This window comes from Kerstersia similis, assembly GCF_965139615.1.
In the GTDB taxonomy this organism is placed as follows: Bacteria; Pseudomonadota; Gammaproteobacteria; order Burkholderiales; family Burkholderiaceae_B; genus Kerstersia; species Kerstersia similis.
Window position 1 is genome coordinate 30,541 of record NZ_CBCSIQ010000004.1, and the last position, 21,573, is coordinate 52,113.

General features: G+C 61.3%; 15 protein-coding genes and 1 tRNA gene. 11 read left to right on the forward strand and 5 right to left on the reverse strand.

All coding sequences use genetic code 11. The features are described 5' to 3' along the window. Positions 1 to 126: 126 nt before the first annotated feature. The 6 genes from ACNA1V_RS03775 to ACNA1V_RS03800 all read left to right on the forward strand — a co-directional run bounded on the left by ACNA1V_RS03775 (position 127) and on the right by ACNA1V_RS03800 (position 6,134). Positions 127 to 984: an ABC transporter permease gene (locus tag ACNA1V_RS03775; protein WP_415832256.1), complete on the forward strand. Its 858-nt coding sequence runs from the start codon at positions 127 to 129 to the stop codon at positions 982 to 984. Then, on the forward strand, positions 981 to 2,258 hold the full coding sequence (locus ACNA1V_RS03780) for a quaternary amine ABC transporter ATP-binding protein (RefSeq protein WP_415832257.1): 1,278 nt from the start codon (positions 981 to 983) through the stop codon (positions 2,256 to 2,258). The genes ACNA1V_RS03775 and ACNA1V_RS03780 overlap by 4 nt, the downstream gene beginning before the upstream one ends. Positions 2,259 to 2,337: 79 nt before the next feature. Then, entirely contained in the window at positions 2,338 to 3,084 is a 747-nt protein-coding gene (locus ACNA1V_RS03785) for a class I SAM-dependent methyltransferase (RefSeq protein WP_415832416.1), read from the forward strand. A gap of 278 nt (positions 3,085 to 3,362) precedes the next feature. Beyond that, complete coding sequence (locus ACNA1V_RS03790; protein WP_415832258.1) at positions 3,363 to 4,331, forward strand: ABC transporter substrate-binding protein; 969 nt, start codon at positions 3,363 to 3,365, stop codon at positions 4,329 to 4,331. Positions 4,332 to 4,447: 116 nt separating this feature from the next. Further along, complete coding sequence (locus tag ACNA1V_RS03795) at positions 4,448 to 5,338, forward strand: ABC transporter permease (protein WP_415832259.1); 891 nt, start codon at positions 4,448 to 4,450, stop codon at positions 5,336 to 5,338. A 1-nt stretch (position 5,339) separates the two neighbouring features. After that, the gene (locus ACNA1V_RS03800; protein ID WP_415832260.1) at positions 5,340 to 6,134 is read left to right on the forward strand and encodes an ABC transporter ATP-binding protein; all 795 of its coding nucleotides are present in this window, start codon (positions 5,340 to 5,342) and stop codon (positions 6,132 to 6,134) included. Between the two features lie 180 nt (positions 6,135 to 6,314). Here the strand turns inward: ACNA1V_RS03800 and ACNA1V_RS03805 are convergent, their stop codons facing one another. Beyond that, complete coding sequence (locus tag ACNA1V_RS03805) at positions 6,315 to 7,550, reverse strand: phospholipase A (protein WP_415832417.1); 1,236 nt, start codon at positions 7,548 to 7,550, stop codon at positions 6,315 to 6,317. Between the two features lie 251 nt (positions 7,551 to 7,801). On the opposite strand from ACNA1V_RS03805, the gene ACNA1V_RS03810 reads away from it, so the two are divergent. Further along, a tRNA-Arg gene (locus tag ACNA1V_RS03810) sits at positions 7,802 to 7,878 on the forward strand. Positions 7,879 to 7,893: 15 nt separating this feature from the next. Continuing rightward, positions 7,894 to 9,585, forward strand: a complete 1,692-nt coding sequence (locus ACNA1V_RS03815) for an NAD+ synthase (RefSeq protein WP_415832261.1) — start codon at positions 7,894 to 7,896, stop codon at positions 9,583 to 9,585. A 132-nt stretch (positions 9,586 to 9,717) separates the two neighbouring features. On the opposite strand, the gene cls is transcribed toward ACNA1V_RS03815, so the two are convergent. Beyond that, a complete protein-coding gene (cls, locus tag ACNA1V_RS03820; protein WP_415832418.1) occupies positions 9,718 to 11,205 on the reverse strand; it encodes a cardiolipin synthase in 1,488 nt (495 codons plus the stop codon). 208 nt (positions 11,206 to 11,413) lie between these two features. Continuing rightward, positions 11,414 to 13,618, reverse strand: a complete 2,205-nt coding sequence (locus tag ACNA1V_RS03825) for a TonB-dependent siderophore receptor (protein WP_415832262.1) — start codon at positions 13,616 to 13,618, stop codon at positions 11,414 to 11,416. Positions 13,619 to 13,952: 334 nt separating this feature from the next. On the opposite strand from ACNA1V_RS03825, the gene ACNA1V_RS03830 reads away from it, so the two are divergent. From ACNA1V_RS03830 to ACNA1V_RS03840, 3 genes are all read left to right on the forward strand, one after another. Continuing rightward, a complete protein-coding gene (locus tag ACNA1V_RS03830) occupies positions 13,953 to 14,894 on the forward strand; it encodes a LysR family transcriptional regulator (protein ID WP_415832419.1) in 942 nt (313 codons plus the stop codon). Between the two features lie 286 nt (positions 14,895 to 15,180). Next, the gene (locus ACNA1V_RS03835) at positions 15,181 to 15,585 is read left to right on the forward strand and encodes a hypothetical protein (RefSeq protein WP_415832263.1); all 405 of its coding nucleotides are present in this window, start codon (positions 15,181 to 15,183) and stop codon (positions 15,583 to 15,585) included. A 13-nt stretch (positions 15,586 to 15,598) separates the two neighbouring features. Beyond that, positions 15,599 to 16,123, forward strand: coding sequence for a Fur family transcriptional regulator (locus ACNA1V_RS03840; RefSeq protein ID WP_415832264.1), 525 nt, complete (start codon positions 15,599 to 15,601; stop codon positions 16,121 to 16,123). Between the two features lie 119 nt (positions 16,124 to 16,242). Here ACNA1V_RS03840 and ACNA1V_RS03845 read toward each other — a convergent pair whose 3' ends face one another. Both ACNA1V_RS03845 and ACNA1V_RS03850 read right to left on the reverse strand, forming a co-directional pair. Further along, positions 16,243 to 18,669 carry a PKD domain-containing protein gene (locus ACNA1V_RS03845; protein WP_415832265.1) on the reverse strand — a complete coding sequence of 809 codons (2,427 nt, stop codon included), beginning with the start codon at positions 18,667 to 18,669 and terminating at the stop codon, positions 16,243 to 16,245. Positions 18,670 to 18,768: 99 nt separating this feature from the next. Beyond that, the gene (locus tag ACNA1V_RS03850) at positions 18,769 to 21,540 is read right to left on the reverse strand and encodes a TonB-dependent receptor (RefSeq protein WP_415832266.1); all 2,772 of its coding nucleotides are present in this window, start codon (positions 21,538 to 21,540) and stop codon (positions 18,769 to 18,771) included. Positions 21,541 to 21,573: the final 33 nt, after the last annotated feature.

Below are 21,573 nucleotides of genomic sequence, written 5' to 3' on the forward strand. Positions count from 1 at the left end.
ATCCCGCAGTGTGTGGGGGCCGGGCGGCTGCTTGGCCTCGCAATCACGGCGGATGCGCTGTCCTTTTCATTTCGTTATGGCATGCCGGGAGCGCTTGCGTTCCCGGCATGCCCGATGGTGCACATCATGTTTCCTGAATTGATTCCAGCGCGCGATTTACGGCGCGCTATCGACGGTTTCGTCGAACATCTTGTTTCCCGCTACGCGGATACGCTGGAGACCTTGTCCAAGCCTTTCCTGCATGTGCTGGTCTGGCTTGAGCAAGTTCTTCGCGGAGCGCCGTGGTGGGCGGTCGTCCTGGCGGTCATTGCCATTGCCTGGCTGGTCAGCCGTCGCCTGGTGCTCAGTGTTGCCATGGGGGCGCTGCTGTGCGTGATCGGCCTGCTCGGCCTGTGGGATGCGGGCATGCAGACCCTGTCGCTGATGATCATGGCGGTGGCGACTTCCGTGATCATCGGCATTCCCCTGGGTATTGTCATGGCCAGGGTGAACTGGCTGCGCAGCATCATGATGCCGGTGCTGGACGTCATGCAGACCATGCCCAGTTTTGTTTATCTGATTCCGGTCGTCATGCTGTTCGGCCTGGGCAAAATTCCGGCCATTATCGCGACGGTGATCTATGCCGTGCCGCCGTTGATCCGCCTGACTGACTTGGGCATCCGGCTGGTGGATCAGGAAGTGCTGGAGGCATCGCGCGCCTTTGGGGCCAACTCCCGCCAGCAGCTGTTCGGCGTGCAGCTGCCGCTGGCATTGCCCAATATCATGGCGGGTATCAACCAGACCACGATGATGGCCCTGTCCATGGTGGTGATCGCTTCCATGATCGGCGCGCGTGGCCTGGGTTATGAGGTACTGCTGGGTATCAACCGTCTGGAAGTCGGACGCGGTCTGTTGGCCGGTCTGGGTATTGTGGTGCTGGCCGTGCTGTTCGACCGCATTACGCAATCGTATGGGCAGCGGGTACGCCAGGGAGGTGCGCGATGAGCAAGATCGAAGTCAAGGGTATCTACAAGATTTTCGGTTCGCATCCCAAAAAGTGGCTGGCCGAAGCCCAATCCGGCGTGAGCAAAGAGGAACTGCTCAAGCGCAGTCGCCATACGCTGGGCCTGCGCGATATCAGCCTGTCCATCGAAGAAGGCAGCATCTACGTCATCATGGGTTTGTCCGGGTCGGGCAAGTCCACCTTGATCCGCCATTTCAATCGTCTGATCGAACCGACGGCAGGGCAGATTCTGGTGGACGGCGTCGATGTGATGAGCCTGGGCAAGCGAGAGCTGGAACGGTTCCGGCAGAAAACCATGAGCATGGTGTTCCAGCGTTTCGGCCTGTTTCCGCACCGTACTGTGCTGGAGAATGCAGCCTATGGGCTGGCAGTGCAGGGCGTGGGCCGTGCGCAGCGCGAGGAAAAAGCGCGCTACTGGCTGGAGCAGGTCGGCCTGGCCGGCTTTGAAGAGCAATATCCGGATCAGCTCTCCGGCGGGATGCAGCAGCGTGTCGGCCTGGCACGAGCGCTGGCGACCGATGCGGAAATCCTGTTGATGGACGAGGCATTTTCGGCGCTGGACCCGCTGATCCGCCGCGAGATGCAGGATCAGCTGCTGCAGCTACAGCTCAAGCTCAATAAAACCATCGTATTCATTACGCATGATCTGGATGAGGCCTTGCGCCTGGGGAACCGGATCGCCATTCTGAAAGACGGCGAACTGATACAGGAGGGGACGCCCGAAGATATCCTGCTCAATCCGGCAACGGATTATGTGCAGGCCTTCCTGCAGGATGTGAACCGTACCAAGGTGCTCAATGCCCGCCATGTGGTCAATCCGCCGCGCCTGACACTGACGATGCGTTCGCAGCCTGCCCATGCCTTGCAGCGCATGAATATGCTGGATTATGAGTATGCGCCGGTGCTGGATGGCAAGCGCCTGGCAGGCATTATTCTGCGTGAACGGGTCGAAGAGGCCATTGCCGCGCATGCCCGTGATATTTCGGCCTACACTGGCGATATGACCTCGGTGCCCGCGACGGCCGGATTGGATGAGGTGCTGGGCCACATGCTGGACAGCAATGCTCCGGTGGCCGTGACGGGCGAGGATGATGAATTCATCGGTATGCTGTCGCGCAAAAAAGTGGCGGAGCTGGTGGCGCCTATCGTGGCGGAAGCGCAGGCCGAAGCGGCTGCGCCGCCGGCAGAGGTTGCCGACCCGGCTGCGACGGACAGTCTCGCCCGTCCGGGCGGGGAGCGTGGCGCAGCAGCGTAAGCCGGAATCAGGAGAAGTCTTCGTGGCAGCAGTGAACGGGCGCGGCAACAGCCGTGCACGCAAGGGCGGCGACCGCCGCATGCATGACGACCCCACTTTGTCGGAACAGGATGGCATCCGCTATCTGCATTTCGGCACCGAGTGGATACAAGGGGCCATGGCGGTCGATAATCCCGCCGAACTGGTGTTGGAATACACCCGCCAGATGATGGCCTGGCTGCTGTTCCTGGAGCCGCCGCGCGACGGCGCGATCGGCCAGCTGGGGCTGGGGGCGGGCTCGCTGACGCGCTTTTGCCTGAAGAAGACCCGCAGCCGGCTGACGGTAGTGGAATGGAACCGCATGCTGCCCATGATGTGCAGTCTGTATTTTCGCTTGCCGGCAAACGCCCGTTTGCAGATAGAGATTGAAGATGCCCAGGACTGGGTGGCGGAGCCGCAGCATGCCGGCAGCTGTCCGATACTGATGGTCGATCTGTATGACGCCGATGCCCAGGGGCCGGTGCGGGATTCCGTGGAGTTCTATGGAAACTGCCGCCGCGTCCTGGGTGATACCGGGATACTGACGGTGAATCTGTTTGGCGCGCATGAAAGCTTCGCGCCTAATATCGCCAATCTCAATGCTGCCTTTGACGGTCGTGTCCTGCTTTTGCCGGAAATCGACGCCGGCAATCGCATTGCCATTGCATTCAGTGGCCCGCCATTGGCCGTGGAAGCGCAACGCTTGCTGGCCCGTGCGGAAGTGGTGGAGTCCCGCTACGGTTTGCCGGCCCGGCGATGGGCGCGCAGCCTGCTGAGCGAGGCGGAAGCAGGCATATTGCAGGTTTGAGTCAGCCCGCTTGGCTCGGCAAGCGCTGGGATCACCTGCTGCTTGCCGCCCGTGGGCGGTAAGCATTTTTTCTGGTTTTCAAGCTTCCTAAATGCGGAAATTTTGATTTGTTGACTGTTTTCCTGCGTGATGTTTGTGATTAAAGCAGGATGGTTGCAAATTTTCTATATATTGCTCTGGCGATTTGCGCAACCTGCGTATTCCATAATTCACCGATATAGGGTTGTGCGGGTTACTATTTCCCCACTTTCACAGGGCTTTTCCGGGGGAATCTCGCTATGTTGCATATCAAACGTACAGTCCTGGCCATGGTTGCTGCCGCAGGCCTTGCCGCGGCCGCACCATCTTTTGCTCAGCAGAAGTCCGTCGCCTTGGTCACCATTGTTGAACACCCTGCGCTGGACGCGGTGCGTGATGGGGTCAAGGATGCCTTGGCCAAGGCTGGCTACGAGGACGGCAAGTCACTCAAGTGGCAGTATCAGAGCGCCCAGGGCAATACCGCTACGGCCGCTCAGATCGCGCGCAAATTCGTCGGCGACAAGCCGGACGCCATTGTGGCCGTCGCGACGCCAGCGGCCCAGGCGGCCGTCGCTTCGACCAAAACCGTTCCCATCGTGTATGCCGCCATCACCGATCCGGTGGCAGCGCAACTGGTGCCCAGCATGGACGCCTCCGGCAACAACGTGACCGGCGTGTCCGACAAGCTGGATCTGGCGCGCCAGATCGACCTGATTACCGAGATTGTGCCGGACGCCAAGCGCGTGGGGATTGTCTATAACCCCGGTGAAGCCAATTCCGTGGTCGTGGTGCAGGAGCTGCGCGAGCTGTTGGGGCAGCGTGGCATGACCCTGGTCGAGGCAGCCGCGCCCCGCACGGTGGATGTCGGCTCGGCTGGCCGCAGCCTGATCGGCAAGGTGGATGTGTTCTACACCAATACCGATAACAACGTCGTCTCGGCGTTTGAGGCACTGGTGAAAGTCGCCAACGACGCCAAGATTCCGCTGGTAGCATCCGACACCGACAGCGTGGCGCGCGGTGCCATTGCGGCCTTGGGCGTGAACTACCGCAAGCTGGGCGAACAGACCGGTGAAGTCGTGGTGCGCATCCTCAAGGGCGAAGCCCCCGGCACCATCGCGTCGGCCGTGCCGCAGGAGCTGATGCTCTATGTGAATCCGGCAGCGGCTGAGAAGCAGGGCGCTCCTTTGTCGGAAGCCTTCATCAAGAAGGCCGATCAGGTAGTGCAATAAGCACTGCTGTCTAGCACCGGCTGCGGCCGGTTCGCCGGAGAAATGAATGCGCCAGCGCCGCGCTTATGCGCGGTGCTGCGGATCAGTAGTACCGGCACATTCTCTCGCGACGCATCATGTCTCTATTCTCCTTGATGGGTGCCCTGGAACTGGGTCTGATTTTCGGACTGGTTGCGCTGGGTGTCTTTATTTCTTTCCGTGTGCTGCGTTTCCCCGATCTGACGGTGGATGGCAGCTTTCCCCTGGGCGGCGCAGTCGCTGCGACCCTGATCAGCGCCGGGCATGATCCGTTCATCGCTACCCTGGCAGCTGCTGCCGCGGGCGCGCTGGCAGGCATGATGACGGGCTGGCTCAATGTGCGGCTGAAAATCATGGATCTGCTTGCCAGTATCCTGATGATGATCGCCCTCTATTCCATCAATCTGCGCATCATGGGGCGGCCCAATGTTCCGTTGATTCTGGAGCCTACGGTCTTTTCCGTCCTGCAATCGGATGCCATTGCCGATTACCTGATGCGGCCGTTGCTGTTGGTGCTGGTTGTGCTGGTGGCAAAGTGTGCGCTGGATGCCTATTTCAGCACGCATTCCGGCATGGCCATGCGGGCGACGGGTTCCAATCCCCGGATGGCACGGGCCCAAGGCATCCGTACCGGCGCCATGATCATCGGTGGTATGGCCTTGTCGAATGCACTGGTCGGCCTGGCAGGCGCGCTGTTCGCGCAGACTCAGGGCGGCGCAGACATTTCGATGGGGGTAGGCGTGATCGTGATCGGCCTGGCTGCGGTGATCGTGGGCGAAAGCCTGCTGCCGTCGCGCAAGCTGGTCTTGGCTACTTTGGCCGTCATTCTGGGGGCGCTGGTATATCGCCTGTTCATTGCGCTGGCGCTCAATAGCGATTTCATCGGCCTGCAGGCCCAGGATCTGAACCTGGTTACCGCAGTGCTGGTCACGATAGCCTTGGTATTGCCGCGCCTGAAGAAGCGGCGTTCGGGCAAGGGAGCACGCTGATATGTTGACGGTAAAAGACCTGCGGCTGACCTTCAATGCGGGTACGCCGATAGAAACCAAGGCCCTGCAAGGTTTGAGCCTGGACATCCCGGCCGGCCAGTTCGTGACGGTGATCGGCTCCAACGGGGCCGGCAAGTCCACTTTCCTCAATACCGTGTCGGGCGAACTGACCGTCGATGAGGGCAGCATCCATATCGGTGATCAGGATGTGACACGCATGCCGGTCTGGACGCGTGCCACCCAGGTGGCGCGTGTGTTCCAAGATCCTTTGGCGGGAACCTGCGAAGACCTGACCATCGAGGAAAACATGGCGCTGGCGCATCGTCGCGGCCGTGGCCGGGGGTTTGCACGAGCCGTGGACAACAGCGGGCGCGAGTTGTATCGCGAACGTCTGGCAACGCTCGGGCTGGGCCTGGAAAACCGCCTGACCGATCGTATCGGCCTATTGTCGGGCGGTCAGCGGCAGGCGGTCAGCCTGTTGATGGCGGCCTTGCAGCCATCGCGCATCCTGTTGCTCGATGAGCATACGGCGGCGCTGGACCCACGCACCGCAGACTTCGTGCTGCAGTTGACGGTGCGTATTGTGGCCGACTACGGCCTGACGACGATGATGGTGACGCACAGCATGCGCCAGGCGCTGGATGTGGGGGACCGTACGGTCATGCTGCATCAGGGCAAGGTGGTGCTGGATGTCTCGGGCGAGGAGCGCCGCGGCATGGATGTGCGTGATCTGCTGTCCATGTTCGAGCGTGTGCGTGGCGAGTCCGTGGATGACGATGCGCTGCTGCTGGGCTGATCCGCACTGAGCCTGCGACCCTTTGTCATGCCGGCGTGTCATGGCTGTGGCCGCCGGCGGCGGAGGGCGTTCATGAAAGAAGCCAGACGGGTTGCACCGTCTGGCTTTTTTTGTTGCCTGTCGCCGTGCTTGCCTGCCGTTCATGCCGTTCTTAGCGGTCCTGCAGGGAAGCATGAGCAGTTAGGGGATGATGGAAATACCCAGGCGGACTTGCGATGACTGGCGTTCGTTGTAGCCCAGCAGGGTTTCGCCGTAGCCGTTGAAATATTGCACGAACAGGTAGCCGTTCATGTTGGGCCAGATCCGCTTGAGCGGCCAGGAGGCATCCACCTGCGTGGAGCGGCGGCTATGCGCGCCCTGGCGGTAAAGCAGGTGCATGATGACGCCATTATCCTGGGCCCAGCGCAGGCGCCAGTCAACCCGCCCGGCATAGCGGCGGAAATCGTGGTTTTCTTCTTCGACACTGAAGTACTGCTTGATCCTGGGCTGGAAGGTCAGCAGGTTGCTGCCGAAGCGCATGTGGGCAATGGGCTGGATATAGAAGTCATTGAGCGAGCGCGACTCCGGGCCATCACGGCCATTGGACGCGTGCTCCGCGCCGGCGGCAAAGCCCAGGCCCCAACGCGTATCGTCGGATTGCACCAGGCGTTCTGCGCGCCAGAACAGGCTGGGGTTGTAGGTGGTGTCGATGAAAGGCTTGGATTCACCGGACAGATCCCACATTGCGGTCTGGGTATAGCCCAGGAACAGATTGTCCAGCAGCAGATTGGGTTCGCTGCGCGGATTGAACAGGCGGTAGCGGAAACTGAGCTGGAAGCGGGAATGGAAGCCGCCACGGTTGCCGAACGCGAAATAGATCGGTTCATACGCGGAAAACGCGCTGAGGAAACGTTCGGAGGCACTGGGAACCGGTTGTGACGAGGTATGGACAGCGGCGCTTTCCAGGGGGGCCGGACCATGATCGACAGAGATGCCGCTGGGAGAGGCCGCCAGCAGGTTGCCGGTATGTACCACGGGGACTTCCTGCAAGGGGACGTTGGCCGGCGTGGCCGCCACCAGGCTGTCTTCGATGGGGTCGGTGTCCAGCGCCAGCAATGCCGGGTAGCCCTCCACGGAAATGGCTTGCAGGCCGGTCAGCGAGGCCGGCACCTCGGTTTTCCAGAAAACGCGGGTATAGCCGCCCACGGGCAGGCTGATGGTGCCGGGACGCCCCTCCAGCCTGGCAGTCGTGCGGATGATGTCGCCCTGGGGGGAGCGCCATTGCAGGACGATCAGTTCCGGCGCGACCCAGGAAGTCTTGTTCTGCTGGTCATTGAAGAACAGGCCCTGGACTTGTATGGGTTCGCCGCTCACCGCTTGCGGGCGATCCAGTGAAAATGTGAGGCCGGCCTGTGCCGTGGCGGACAGGCCCAGCATGGTCAAGCTGGCTTGCAGGCACAGGCGGACGAGGCGGCGGCTGCGAGAAGGCGGATGCGGTAGCAGGGGCGGAGCCATGAAAGCAGGGAGGGTAGGGGAGATACGGGAATTGAATCCGATTTGATCAATCGTGTCGATAGCTGACAACGGGAAGATGTGCGAAAAAGGCGCAAGTGGCCCGGCATCTCGCACTTGGCGGCGAGACGACGAGCACGGCTGCGCGGCTCGCGTTAGAATACGGCCCTCATACCGTCCCCGTAGCTCAACCGGATAGAGCACTCGCCTTCTAAGCGAGGGGTTGCGTGTTCGAGTCACGCCGGGGGCGCCATCACAGGTGGTCCTGATGACGCTACGTCTTTCCCTGGTCCAGCTCGACTATACGGTCGGCGATTTCGACGGCAATGCCAAGCTTATGGCACAGGCCGTTGCAGCGGCCGGGCCAGCCGATCTCATTGTTTTTTCCGAACTGTCGCTGTCCGGGTACTACCCGGCGGATAAGCTGGATCTGCCCGCGTTCCGGGCCGGTCAGGCGCAGGCGCTGGAGCAGCTCGTGGCAGTGTCGCGGCAGACCGATGCCGCGCTGGCGTTTGGCATGGCCACGCCCAATGAAGGCGCGGGCAAGGCCTGGTTCAATAGTCTGGTGATCCTGCGGCGTGGGGAAGAAATCCTGCGCTATCACAAGCAATTGCTGCCTGACTATGATGTGTTCAATGAACAGCGGCACTTCGAGCCAGGCCCTCGGCACCCTGCCGTGATGGAACTGGCGGGCGTGCGCGTCGGGTTCCTGATCTGCGAGGACGCCTGGCATGATGCTGCCGGACTGTACGGCAGCGACCCGGCGGCCGATCTGGCCGAAGCTGGGGCGCAATTGCTGGTGAGCATCAATGCCAGCCCCTCCAGCGTGGGGAAGCAGGCGCAGCGCGATGCCTTGTTTAGCGCGTTGAGCCGCCGCCTGCATTTGCCGCTGGTTTTCGTGAACCAGGTCGGCGGCAATGATAGCCTGGTGTTCGATGGTGCCTCTCTGGCCGTGGATCCCAGGCATGGTGTCGTTGCGCGCCTGCCCTGGTTCGAGACAGCACAGGAAACGCTGGCATTCGATCCGGCGCAGGGCTTTGTGCAAGACGGCGCGCGCTTGGATGTGCCGGTGGCGCTGCCGGCACTCAATGACAGCCGGTTCTATTACCAGCAGATCCTGCTGGGCCTGCGCGGCTACCTGCGCAAGATCGGGGTACGCAGTGTCGTGGTTGGCAGTTCCGGGGGCATAGATAGCGCATTGACCCTGGCCCTGGCGCGTGATGCCCTGGGTGCGGAGCATGTCCATGCGGTAACCATGCCCTCACGGGTCTCCACGCCTGGCAGCGTGTCGGATTCTGCCGTGCTGTGCCGAAATCTGGGTATCGCTCTGCACGAGTTTCCGATTGCTGCGCTGGTGGATGGCTACGGGGCCGGATTTGCCTCCGCGTTTGCCAGCGATCTTTCCGGCCTGGCGCTGGAAAACCTGCAATCGCGTGTGCGCGGCACGATTCTGATGGCATTTTCGAACCGCCATGGCCCAATGTTGCTGACCACCGGCAATAAGTCGGAAGTCGCGGTAGGCTATTGCACGCTATATGGCGATACCAATGGCGGCCTGAACCTGATTGGCGACCTGTATAAAACCGAGGTGTTCGAGCTGGCGCTGGAGTTCAATCGCATTCATGGTGCGGAGCTCATCCCCGAGGTCATCATCATCAAGGAACCTTCGGCCGAACTGGCAGAAGGGCAGCGCGACAGCGATTCTCTGCCGCCCTATCCTGTGCTGGATGAAATCCTCAAGTGGCACATCGAGGGTGTTGCGCTGCGTGCAGAGGAAGCGGCTGCGGCAACGGCTTTCGTGGAACAGCTGATGAGCGAACCTGGTGGCCCGGAAACGGTGGCGCGCGTGCAGCAGCTGGTGGCCCGTGCCGAGTTCAAGCGGCGGCAGGCGCCACCCATCATCAAGCTGCGGGGGCGTGCATTCGGCGCCGGTTGGCAGATGCCGATCGCTGCACGCTGAGCGTTTCAGGCAGATGGCCCGCTCATGGGGCCTCTGTCTGCCATGATGGCCAGACGGCTGGTTGTCGGTGGTCAGTCGGTTGGGCCGCCGTCATCGCCGGGGCCCTGGGCGCAGCCAATGGCTGCCGCGTGCCTACAGGTAGGGCGAGGCCAGCCAGATGATCTTGTTGCGCAGGCGATTGAGGAAAGGCTGGCTATTGAGGTGTTCCAGCGTCACCAGCGTCGCCGAGTCGATCTGCGACTGAATGCGTTGCTTGATCCAGTCCGCAGTATTGCGATCGTAGATTTCCACATCCATTTCAAAATTCAGGCGCAGGCTGCGTGGATCCATATTCGAGGAGCCCACATAGGAGTATGTGTCATCCAGCGTCATCAGCTTGGAGTGGTCGAACCCGCCATTGGTGCGCCAGACACGGCAGCCATTGGCAATGACCAGATCTATCTGTGCCTTCATGGCGAAATCGACGAGGCGCAGATTGTTCTGGCCAGGAATGACGATATCCACGGTGACCCCCCGGCGCGCCGTGGTGGCCAGCGCTCCGATCAAGGCAGGGTCGGGCAGGAAGTAGGGGGTCTGGATCATCACATGATGCTGCGCGGCAGCCAGTGCGCCCATGATCATGCTGTGATTGCTGCCCAGTGCCTGATCCGGCCCGGACGGCACGCAGCGGGCCGGGACATATCCCGGCGTGGGAATGACAGGAAACCAATCGCACTGGGTGTCGTAGAGGGATTCGCCGGTCGTGAATTCCCAGTCATGGGCGAAACCGTACATCAGCTGCGACACGATGGGGCCTTCCAGGCGGAAGTGCGTATCGAGCGCCATATTGTCCCCGCCGTACTGGTGCGTGAAGGCTTCGCGGATATTCATGCCGCCGGTAAAACCGAGGCAACCGTCGATGACCAGGATCTTCCGGTGACTGCGCATATTGGCGTAGGCCAGGCGGAAGCCCAGGCCTGTGCTCATGAATCGTGCGTGCGGAACTTTATGCTGGGCAAAGATACGGCTGATGGGCGGATGCGAGTATTTTTCCCCGACGGCATCGACCAGCACGCGCACCTGTACGCCACGCTGGTGTGCGTCCACCAGTGCCTGGGCGATCTCCATGCCGATGCGGTCATGGTCGAAAATATAGCTTTGCATGGCAATGCAGGTCTTGGCATTGCGTATGGCTTCCAGCATGGCGGGATAGGTGTTGTCTCCGCCCGCCAGAATCTGCACCAGGTTGCCGTCCAGCAGCGGAAATTCGCTGACACGGTCACCCAGGGTTTTTTGGCCTGCCAGGGCCGCGCCGAATGTATGGAGCAGATCGACGTCGCTGGGCCGCATATCGGGGTAGGCATCCAGATGCGTTTCGCTGCGCTGCTGTGATACGCGCTTTTCCCGTACGCGGTTGATCCCGGCGATGATGTACAGCAAGGTGCCGAGAATCGGGGAAAGCATGACGACGCCGACCCAGCCTATAGCAGCGCGTGCATCGCGCTTGGTCATGGCGATGTGCACGGCTGCCGCCAGGCTGATGACCAGCGAGACGACAAAAATAATGTGCGGCCAGTATTCGTGGAACAGGTATTCGAGCGTTTGCGTGCTGGTCACGGGACGTTGGGCTTTCTGGAGGATGAGGAACGGGAAGCGCGGTGAAACGGCCTTATTGTCGCTGATTTGATAGCGCTTTAGGTGTTTCTGGTGCAACCGGCGTGCAGGCGGGGGCCGTGCTTGCCGGTGCAACGGCAGGCTGCCCGCCATATTGCCCGTGTTGGCGTTGCCAGGGCTGGGTCAGTGGCAGCCCTGGCGGCATCGCCTGACAAGGATTGTCATATCCGTGCGATCAGGGACGGTAGTTCAGGGTGAGCATTGCATTGCGCGGCTCGCCGTAAAGCACCTGATTGTAGAAACCGCTCATGACGGCATACTTCTTGTCGAACAGATTGTTGATGTTGAGCGCCACATCCAGTTGCGGGGTGATGGCATAGCGAGCCATGACGGATGCCAGCGCATAGGACGGCTGTCCGGTGGTGACTGGCCCGGCCGGGCTGGTGGCTGTCTGGTAGAAGCGGCTTTGCCAGTTCAGGCCAGCTCCCAGCGTCAGCGCTTGCCAGCCTGCCGGCAAGCGCCAGGTGGAGAACAGCCTGGCGGTGGTACGTGGCAGCTGGGTGCTCAGCCTGGCGCCATTGGCATCCGATGCCGTGAAATGCGACACGCCGGCATACAGATTCCAGCCGCGTATTGGTTCGCCCTGTATTTCCAGATCGAAGCCCCGCGATTGGGTGCCGCTGGCCGCATAGTAGGCCTGGGTACCGTCGGGCAACATCTGGCCCGCATCCATCTGCGCCACGTTATCCATGCGGATGTCGAACAGCGCAATGGCCGTATTCAGCCGGCCGTCCAGAAATTCGCTTTTCAGGCCGATTTCCGCATTTTTCCCCCGGGTTGGGGAGAGAACCTGGTTGTCACGGTCGCGATTGGTTTGCGGGTTGAAGATGGTGGTATAGCTGGCATAGGCGGAATGCCGGGCATCGAGGTCCAAGACCAGGCCGGCATAGGGTGTGAATCTCCCGGTTTCCTTGTTGTGGAACGTCTTGCCGCTGGCGTTCTGGTCGATGGCGTAACGGTTCAGGCGGCCGCCAGTGATCAGTTTCACGCGTGTGCCTAGCGAAAAGCGCGCCACGCCGTAGAGACCGCGTTGGCGGGTAAGGGTTTGGGTCAGGGTATGTGGCTGGGCGCTGAAGTCGGGTTTTGGATACTGGCCGTTCCAGTCCTGGAAATTGCTGATCGGGGTGGCTGGAAATACGAAACCGGTGCTGTTGTCGTCGGCGTGGCGGCTTGAACTCATCATGCCCAGCGTCAACTCATGGCGTTGTCCCAGCAGTTCGAAAGGGCCTGTCACCATGGCATCCACGCTGTTCTGGCGGGTCTGTGCCGTACTGGCCAGTGCCACCGGCAGCAGTCCCGTGCCGGTGGCGCGGTCGGGAAAGCCCAGGCCGGAGAACAGCTGGGCATGCGCCTGGCTGCGTTGCTGGTTGAAGGACAATTGCGCGTTCCAGTCATTGCCGAACTGGTGTTCCAGTTTGGCAAAGGCGGTGCTGATGCGGTTATCCCAATGGCTCCAGTCGGCAGCCAGGGTCTTGGAGCGACGCCATTCGGCCAGCGTGCCATCGCTGTACCAGCGGGGGACGCCGCCCCAGGTGGTGCCTGTGGGTGTGATGTTCTGATAGTCGTAGCCTGCGCTGAACAGTGTGGCATCGGTGATATCCGCTTCGATGATGCCGTAGAACGCTTGCTTTTTCTGTTGGTAGAGGTCGATGTACGAGTGGCGATCCTGGTAAGCGCCAACGACGCGCATGCGGATACGGCCTTCTTCTGCCAGTGGCGTGGAAAGGTCGGCCAGGCCGCGATAGTTGTCCCAGGAACCGGCGCTGGCCGAGAGCGTGGCGGCGAAGGCGCGGCCGGGGCGCTTGCGTACCAGGTTGACCGATGCCGAGGGGTTGCCGGCACCTGTCAGCAAGCCCGTCGCGCCACGAACGACTTCGATGCGGTCGTAAAAAGCGGTATCCAGGAAACTGGCGCCGTCGAGGAATGCGGTAGGAATGCCGTCATATTGGAAGCTGTCTATGGCAAACCCGCGTGCATGAAAGCTGACCCGTTCACTATCGAGCGTCTGGGAGGAGATGCCCACCGTCTGCTCCAGGGCGGCTTGCACCGAAGTCAGTTGCTGATCGTCCAGGTGTTGTCGGGTCATGACGGTGACGGATTGCGGTGTGTCGCGCAAGGAAAGCGGCAGGCGCGTGGCTGCCGATGTCTGGTGCACCGTGTAGCTGCCACTGCCCTCTGTTCTGGGGTCTGTTGCTGCGCCGGTCACGACAATGGCATCCAGCGTGGCGGCATGCTCTGCTGCGGGCAGGAGGGCGGCAGGCGTATCCGCTGTCTGCGCGTTGACGCCGTGGGTGACGGACAGGCAGGCGGCCAGGGCCAGTGTCAGCAGGGCGGGGGGCGGGCAGGCAAGCGAGGTCAAGGGAATGAAGGGAGCAGTCATGAGCAGAGGGTGAAGCAGTCAGGAAGCAGGGCGGGGCGCAGCAAGGTCTTGGCGCGCCAGTTGTTCGCGTCGGGTCAAGGCCTTGTCGTTGTCGGCCAGAGGCGGGATCCGGTGCTTTGCGACTTGCAAGAAACCGATGCCAATAACGCAGATGAAAATTATTCTGATGTTTGCGGTAGATGGGGTAAATGCCGGAAGCTGCATCCCAGGCATGCGCCGGATGCAATGGTGAACCCGGTCTTTCCGCGCCTATCCTGTGACGGTACGATTGCGGCACACGCAATCACATCCGGAAGCGCGATACAGCCACCGAACCATGACCGAGAGAGAGGCAATGGAGCACCCTGACCTGAATCTGCTGTACGCCCTGGATATTCTGCTGGAAGAGGGCAGTGTCATTGGTGCGGCGCGGCGCATGAATCTCAGTGCTCCCGCCATGAGCCGAACATTGGGGCGGATACGCGAAGCCCTGGGCGACCCGATCTTTGTACAGGCTGGCCGCCGCCTGGTCCCCACGCCGCGAGCCCTGGCCTTGCGTGAGCAGGTCAGGCTGGCCGTGGAACAGGCCGGGCTGGTGTTCCAGCCTGCCACAGGCGTGGATCTGAAGACCCTTGAGCGCCGCTTCAGCGTGCGCGCCAACGATATTTTCGTCGGCGCACATGCCGGCCGCCTGCTGGAGGCCATGGCACGTGAAATGCCCCGGGCCATGCTGCGTTTCGCACCGGAAGAGGATGATGTTGATGATGAAGCGCTGCGCAGCGGACGTATAGATCTCTTCATCAGCGCGGCCCGTAAACTGGGGCCGGAAATTTGCGAGCAGGCGTTGTTTACTACTTCCGTCATCGGCGTGGCACGTGCCGGACATCCGATTTTCGAGGATGAAATCACGCCGGAGCGCCTGACGCGTTGGGGGCATATCAGCGTGTCGCGGCGCGGTAAATCAAGCGGGCCGATCGACAGCGCCCTGGCCACCCTGGGCTTGCGCAGACACGTTGCGCTGGTTGTGCCGACCCCGTATTCGGCAGTATTCGCGCTGCGGGACTCAGACCTGCTGTTGCCCTTGCCAGGGCATCTGGCGCACGGCGCCCTGGCCGCCGGGCTGAAAATCCGGCTGTTCGATCTGCCCATTTCCCTGGCGACCGTGCCGATCACCCAGGCTTGGCATCCGCGTTTCCAGAACGACCCGGGGCATCAATGGTTGCGTCGCACGATACGTGCACTATGTACCGGCGACGACGGCATGTTGGCTTGGCAAACCCGTCCGACACCTGCCTGATGATTGCGTTTGCTGCAATCCAGGGTTTGAAATATGTCACTTTTCTGCATGGTTGGGCAGGCATAGAGTTTGGCCTGTCAGCTCATTGGATTGCGTATCTTTCTTATTGACCTTGCCTGCCTGGCAAGGCGCCAGGAAAGGGCGCATGGGGCTGCCGTCGTCCGGTGCGTGTGCAAAACGGATCAGGCCCAGCCAGGCGCCTGATCGCGGATTGCGATAGCGCACGGGTTTCCGCCACCGTCGCTGCATGTGATGCGTGGCAGTCTGTCATCAGGAAAATCCGGCCATGGCGTTCGATTCCAACCCTTTTACCATTCACGATGTTCAGGCATTTCCCTATGTCGTTTTTCGCAGCGAGGCGGCCACGCCAGGCTACGCCTTGCAATGGCAGGCCGAAATGGATGCCTTGGTGGCATGTGGGCTGCCTTTTGTGGTCGTGCATGAACAGATTCAATACGAAGAGGATCATGAGGACCGCAAGATCAGGGCGCTCTGGTTGAAGCACAACAAGGAAGCGCTGGGGCGCGTCTGCCGCGCGTTGATCAGCGTGGAGCCGGATGAGCAGCAGCGCGAAAACGTACGCGCTTTTGCTGCCACGGCGCAAAAGGCATTTGGTATTCGCCAGGAGGTCGTCGCGACGCCAGACGAAGCCAGGGCCGTGGCCAGAAGTCTGATTGTTGCGGCGTTCTAGGCGGGCGGGTGATATGTACAGGGAAGAGCCGTCACGGGCGGGCGTCGTACCGGCTGCGGCTGGCCAGCGGGAAGATGGCCGGGATCGGCAGGATGCGCCGGTACTGGTGACATTGCGCAGCCTGAAACTGCGTCCGACCATGGCGCGCATTGCCATTTTGCAGACCATGGAGACGGCTGATGGGGAGCCGCTGGCCGCAGAGGATGTGTTGCGCCATCTGGTGCTGCGCAATATCCGTACGGGCCTGGCGAGTGTCTATCGTATTCTGCGCGAGTTCGAAGAACGGGGCATTGTGCGGCGTGAGTATCGTCCCAGCCGTAATGGCGCCAAAACCCTGCATCGCCTGGTCGCGCAGCATATCGACCGCAGCAAGGACAGGTTGATGTGCCTGGAATGTGGCGCAACCCTGATATTGGATGAGCCGACACTGCGCGGACAGCTGCTGCGGCTGGCGGAAACCCAGGGCTTGCCGCTGGCAGGGGGCAGCCTGATCATCCAGGCCTTATGCGCCAGCTGCAGTTTGCAGATGGGCGTGTAGTGGGGCCGGGCGAGGCTGGAACAGGAACCGCGCAGGGAGATCCCGCGCGGTTCCGGCAGCCTATCCAGGGATAGGCTGCTGCGCCTGCCTGTCGGTGGCGCGCCAGAGAGCTGGCGGGTTCAAGAGGCTGCGTCGCATTGTGGCCACGGTGTGGCACCATTGTTGAGCACCGCACCGCGCCAATGTTCATAGACGAAGGTCTGCTCCGGAATTTCCTTGATGCGGAACGTCCAGCGGAAGCCTTCGTACAGCGTTGCATCGTTGCGCAGGCAATTGAAGACCGGGCTCATCAGCTTGATCTCCGCAGTGCTGCCCTTGGCGATGCGCTGGCCTTCGGCCAAGCCCGTGAAGTACGGGGTCAGGCGTGCCAGATTGCCATTGATATGTTCGCCTTTGACATCGACGATGGTGTAGTCGCCATCCATGGCAGTCAGGCGGAAGGTTTTTTCGGTCAGCGGTATGGTGCCGGGAGTACTGCTGCCGCCGCCATAGTTGGCCGCTACCTGACGCTGGTAGGGCCAGGGTTGCAGCGCGACTTGTTCGCTCGCGGTGCCTGCGGAAAAGACGTCCGCCAGGACGATGCCTTGGGCCGCGCTCAGGGGCGCGATGTTGATCGTGAAGTCATAATCCGGCAGGTCGGCAATCCCGTCGCTGATCTGATAGCGGAATACATACTCGCCCGGCAGGCTGAAAGTCTCGGATGAGGTTTTGCACAGGCCGCTGCTGCGGTTGTTGCCGTGGTTGCCGCCATCCGGCTTGCTGATCAGGGTGCGATGGGTATAGATGGTGTCGCCGTCGGGGTCAATCACCACGGGCGTGAAGGGGATCACCATGCACGGCAGCAATTGGTAGGGCGCGGCATCCCGCAACTGCGTATGCTGGGTACGGTAGGCGATCCGGCGGATTTCCGGCGGATTGTTCACGAGCTTGGCAATGGCCTGGGTCTGGGCATATGTGCTGGAACGCATGCCGCGGTCATCCTCGACTTCCAGGCGCACGGTATAAACGCCCGGTACATCCGGAATCAGTCGGGCACGGCGGTACTCGCGGGATTCCGGTTCGATTTCCGCAACCAGCGCAGCCTGGCTGCCATCCGGTTTGTCAAACAGCGACCAGTGGAAGCTAAAGGGGTCGTCGTCGGGGTCACTGGCGCTGGATGCCAGGAACAGCATGGGTTCGTTGACCAGCACGGATGCGGTAATGGGTTTGATCGTGCCGGCCAAGGGGGTATTGTTGATACCGCCGATTTTGGCCGTGACGGTGGCGGTCGAGACGAATTCGTTGACGCCATCGGAAACTGTCATGCGGACGGTATAGTCGCCAGCCAGATCCAGCTTCTGAATCTTTTGATAGGTAGGCATGCCTGAGCCAGGAAGTGCCTCGACCAGCGTGGCAGTGCTGCCTTGGGGGATAGCGATCAATTCGGCCTTGATCAGTTGTATCGGTTCCCCTTCCGGGTCATAGCCTTCAAACATGAAGTTCGCGCGGCCACCCACTTCCTGTTCGCCGACGCTGCTGGAGGGGTAATAGCCCTTGCCGCTCAGTGCGCCGACGATAGGCAGATTCTTGCCGGGGAAGCTGTCCGGCTTGGTCACCGTCACTTTGACTTTCTGTATCGTGCTCTGCCAATTCCCGTCATAGACAAAGAATTCGAGCAGATAATCACCGACGGCGACAGGGGTGAAGCTGGGGTGAGCAGAGTTTGCATTGCTCAGCTCCGGCACCGGCACGTAGCTGGGGGTTGCGCCATATTGTGCGAAACGCCAACGGTATTGCAGCGGTTGATGATCGGGGTCGTAGCTCGCGCTGCCATCCGGCCTGGCCACTTCGCCGAGCTTGATGGTGAGGTCCTTGGCCACGGCGACCGGAGGAGCGTTGCCGGACGATACGTTGACCTCCACACGGGCCGGCTGGCTGTCTTTGCCGTTGTGGCTGACCACCAGCTGCAGGATATAGGTGCCTGCAAGATCCAGGTGCAGCGTGGCATTGCCCGAGGTGTAATCGGCAACGCTGCCGGCACTGCCCTCAGGTTTTTCCAGCAGTGTCCACAGGTATGCCAGCGGGCCGGATGCGCCGGTCGGTGCCAGGCTGGGCGTCCCGTCCAGGCCCAGGGTGGCGGTGCCCAACCTGACGCTGTACTGCGTCTGGGTGATCGCTACCGGTTCGGTATTGTGGGCGTTGATGACGACACGGGCAGGTTTGCTCGAAGCCACGTCATCATGGACGATCAGGTCGGCCGTATAGCTGCCCGGCAGGTCGGCGGTGAAGCTGGGGGCAGGCGTCGTGTCGCCGTTCAGCGTTGCCGTGCTGCGGGTGGGTTTGCCTGCCAGCGTCCACGTGTAGGTAATGACGCCGTTGTTGGGGGAGGTGCCGGAACCTTGCAGGGTGACGGTATCGCCCATGTTCACGGTCTGATTGTTGCCTGCATCGGCAACCGGCAGGCTGGTTTCGGCCGGCGGGGAGGAATCGTCGCTACCGCCGCCGCACGCGGCGAGAAACAGGGCGGCGCCCAGTCCTGCCGCAAGATTGCGTAGTGAGCATTTCATGGTGGTGAACTTCCTATGCTGAAAAGTCCTGCCAGGCAGGCCGGACGGGGAATGAAAGCGCGCTTGCCGGGGCGCGCGGGTCTGAGGGAGCGAGCGGGCTCAGAAAGTCATGGTCATACCCAGGCGCGCCGTGCGTCCGGGGGCCGGCACCATGCCCAGGCTGAGTGCATCGAGGTAAAAACGGTCTGTCAGGTTGTCGATCGTGAAATCCACGCTGAACTGGTCGCTGACCTTGTAGCTGGCGTAAAGGTCGAAGAGCCGGTAGGAGTGCCAGAGCACGGGGGCGTTGAAACCGACCTGGGCGTTGTAGCGGGGCACCTGATTGCGCTCGCCCATGAAAATGGCGCGCAGGCCGAGATCCAGGCGGCGATCCAGCAGGCGCGTTCCCAGCGTGACGCTGGCATGCCAGTTGGGCGGGATCATGTTGCTGATATAGCTTTGGGCAATGCCGTAATTGGTGCAGTAATCCCGTACCCGGCTGCCGACGTTGCAGACCTCTATGCGTGTGTAGCGTGTGGCGCCGAAGTGGGTGTAAAGCATGCCCAGGTCATAGCTGCCGGAGAGTTCCAGGCCTTCGAAGCGGACGCCCTGAATGTTGCGCATACGGAAAAAACCATACGAGGCGCCTTCCTCCCACATGTTCGGTATGGTGCGCGTCAGGTAGTCCTTGGTATGGTTGCGGAAGTAGGCGAACTTCAGGCGCAACTGGTCGTTGCTGCGCAGCAGGCCATCGTGCATGTAATTGATGCCGACCTCTTTGTTTTTTGTGTGTTCGGGTTTGAGGTCGATATCCAGTGCCGGCCCGACGGACCATCCCGACGTGGTTTCGAACAGGCTGGGCATGCGTAGCGCTTCGGCATAGCGGCCATAGAACTGCAGGCCGTCCAGCGGTTCCCAGACCAGGCTGAACATGGGGGCCGAGCCGCTTTTCCGGTTTTTATAGAAAATGGCATCGCATTCGCCATCGCCGTTGCTGTCGTTGCAGTACTGGCTGTGCTCGGCGACCGGCAGGGCATTGCTATCCTTGGAACCGAACCAGGTCTGGCGTATGCCGGCGTTGAGGGTCACGCTGGGCAGTATCGTCCAGGCCAGGTTGCCGAAAGTGCTGGCTTCCCAGCGCTTGCCCGAACGTGCGCCGCCATAGAAGCCGCTGTAGCTGCCTTCTGCGACATCGGTACTCATTTTTTCCTGTTGTCCGGCCACACCATATTCCAGCTTGATCCCGCCCAGGGCATCGAAATGCATGGTGTTGCTGATGTCGCCGCCCCAGCGCCGGTAGGTTTCTTCCCGATGTGTGTTTTTCTCGATATCTATGCTGTAGATTTCAGGCGTATTGATATCGCTGCGGTTATCGGTATGCCAGAGGTTGGTGTGCAGGGAGATCCAGCGGTTGTCCTGCGGACGCCAACGGTGGCGCAAGGCATAGGTATCCTGCTTGACCTGGCTGGGTATCCATTGACGGGCCTGGCCAAAGCCCTGGATCTGAGAGGGCATCATTTCGCCGAAATCGCTGGAATAGCGCAGGTAGCTCAGATCCAGTTCGCTGGCGTCGTTCAGATAGATGTTGCTTTTGAGCAGAAAGGATTTGCTCTCATACTGCGTGTTGGGAATTCGCTCCCCGGCGCGAAAGCGCGAGACGCCTTCAATGGAAACCGGTGTTTCCCAGTACCAGCCTGCATACTGTTTTTCGCCTTGCTTGATGTACGGTGACGGGCCATGGCGGCCGGCGTAGTAGTTGCCCTGTTTGCGCTGCGCGTAGGCGGCCACCAGATCCATATGTTCCAGGCGCTTGGCGACGGCAATGCTGCCGGCAAAGCTCTTTGGCCGGTAGGTGCCGGGCCGGTCCATGCCGTCCTCGGGCGCGAAGCTATCCGGCATGGTGTAGTCCTCGGAGCAGTAGCTGCTGATCCGGCAGTCAGAGCGATAGACATTTTTTTCCAGGTAGTAGCCCGCGTAGGTACCGGGATCCGGGGCAGAGCCGCTGTTGTTGCCAGTCGTGCTGCCGCGCACACGCATGCCGAAGCTATCGCCCTCAGGGACAATGTCGTCCGCACTGATGGTACGCATGCTGACCAGCCCGCCAGTCGCGCCCGTTCCCTGGGCAGACATCGTCGGGCCTTTGTCGATCTGGACACTGCCGATCAGGTCGGGATCGACATAACTGCGCGAAGCCACGCCGGCATAACCGCGATAGACCGTGGTTTCCTGCCGTGTGCCGTCGATCAGCACGGGCACCCGGCCCTGGCCCTGCATGCCGCGCACATTGACATCCAGGCCGCCGCTGTTGCGGTTTTCTCCGACCAGCACGCCTGGAATACCGCGAAAGATGTCACCCACCGACAAGCCGCGCGACCGTTCGATATCCTCGCGGCTCAGCACTGCCTGAGAGCCGGCGGTACGGTAGGGGCTATCCCCCGGATCCTCTGCACGCAGGGCGGTGACCTGGACAGTATCCAGTTCGACCACGCCGGCGGCTTTTTTCAAGGCGTAGCCATTGGGACGCCGTTCGAGCACATAGCCGCTGCCGCGCAGCAGCTGGTCAAACCCTTCCCTGAGGCTATAGCTGCCTTGCAGCCCCGGGCTTTGCAGGCTATCCAGCTGTGCCGCGTCGAATGAAAGCAGTACGCCGGACTGCGCCGCATAGCGGGCCAGTACCGTGCCCAGCGGTCCCGGCGCGAGCTGGATATCGCGTTTTTCGCTGGGGGTCTGAGCCAGTTGCGCGGCGCTTTGCGCCTGCGCGGCGTCCGGCAGCTGGCCGATGCACAGCAGGCTGCTCAGGCAAGCCAGGTGAATGGCCGTGAACTTGCCATGGCGCGCGGGTGCAGCACAAGCGTGCAATGGAAAGGCAGGGCGGGGTACGGAACGCAGCATGGTGGTTTTTCGTCGCAAGAACTGGAGAAAGAT

Coding starts and splice junctions, on each gene's coding strand:
- ACNA1V_RS03775 (WP_415832256.1), top strand. CDS start 127: ATGTTTCCTGAATTGATTCCAGCGCGCGATTTACGGCGCGCTATCGAC.
- ACNA1V_RS03780 (WP_415832257.1), top strand. CDS start 981: ATGAGCAAGATCGAAGTCAAGGGTATCTACAAGATTTTCGGTTCGCAT.
- ACNA1V_RS03785 (WP_415832416.1), top strand. CDS start 2,338: ATGCATGACGACCCCACTTTGTCGGAACAGGATGGCATCCGCTATCTG.
- ACNA1V_RS03790 (WP_415832258.1), top strand. CDS start 3,363: ATGTTGCATATCAAACGTACAGTCCTGGCCATGGTTGCTGCCGCAGGC.
- ACNA1V_RS03795 (WP_415832259.1), top strand. CDS start 4,448: ATGTCTCTATTCTCCTTGATGGGTGCCCTGGAACTGGGTCTGATTTTC.
- ACNA1V_RS03800 (WP_415832260.1), top strand. CDS start 5,340: ATGTTGACGGTAAAAGACCTGCGGCTGACCTTCAATGCGGGTACGCCG.
- ACNA1V_RS03805 (WP_415832417.1), bottom strand. CDS start 7,550: ATGCTGGGCCTGTCCGCCACGGCACAGGCCGGCCTCACATTTTCACTG.
- ACNA1V_RS03815 (WP_415832261.1), top strand. CDS start 7,894: ATGACGCTACGTCTTTCCCTGGTCCAGCTCGACTATACGGTCGGCGAT.
- ACNA1V_RS03825 (WP_415832262.1), bottom strand. CDS start 13,618: ATGACTGCTCCCTTCATTCCCTTGACCTCGCTTGCCTGCCCGCCCCCC.
- ACNA1V_RS03830 (WP_415832419.1), top strand. CDS start 13,953: ATGGAGCACCCTGACCTGAATCTGCTGTACGCCCTGGATATTCTGCTG.
- ACNA1V_RS03835 (WP_415832263.1), top strand. CDS start 15,181: ATGGCGTTCGATTCCAACCCTTTTACCATTCACGATGTTCAGGCATTT.
- ACNA1V_RS03840 (WP_415832264.1), top strand. CDS start 15,599: ATGTACAGGGAAGAGCCGTCACGGGCGGGCGTCGTACCGGCTGCGGCT.
- ACNA1V_RS03845 (WP_415832265.1), bottom strand. CDS start 18,669: ATGAAATGCTCACTACGCAATCTTGCGGCAGGACTGGGCGCCGCCCTG.
- ACNA1V_RS03850 (WP_415832266.1), bottom strand. CDS start 21,540: ATGCTGCGTTCCGTACCCCGCCCTGCCTTTCCATTGCACGCTTGTGCT.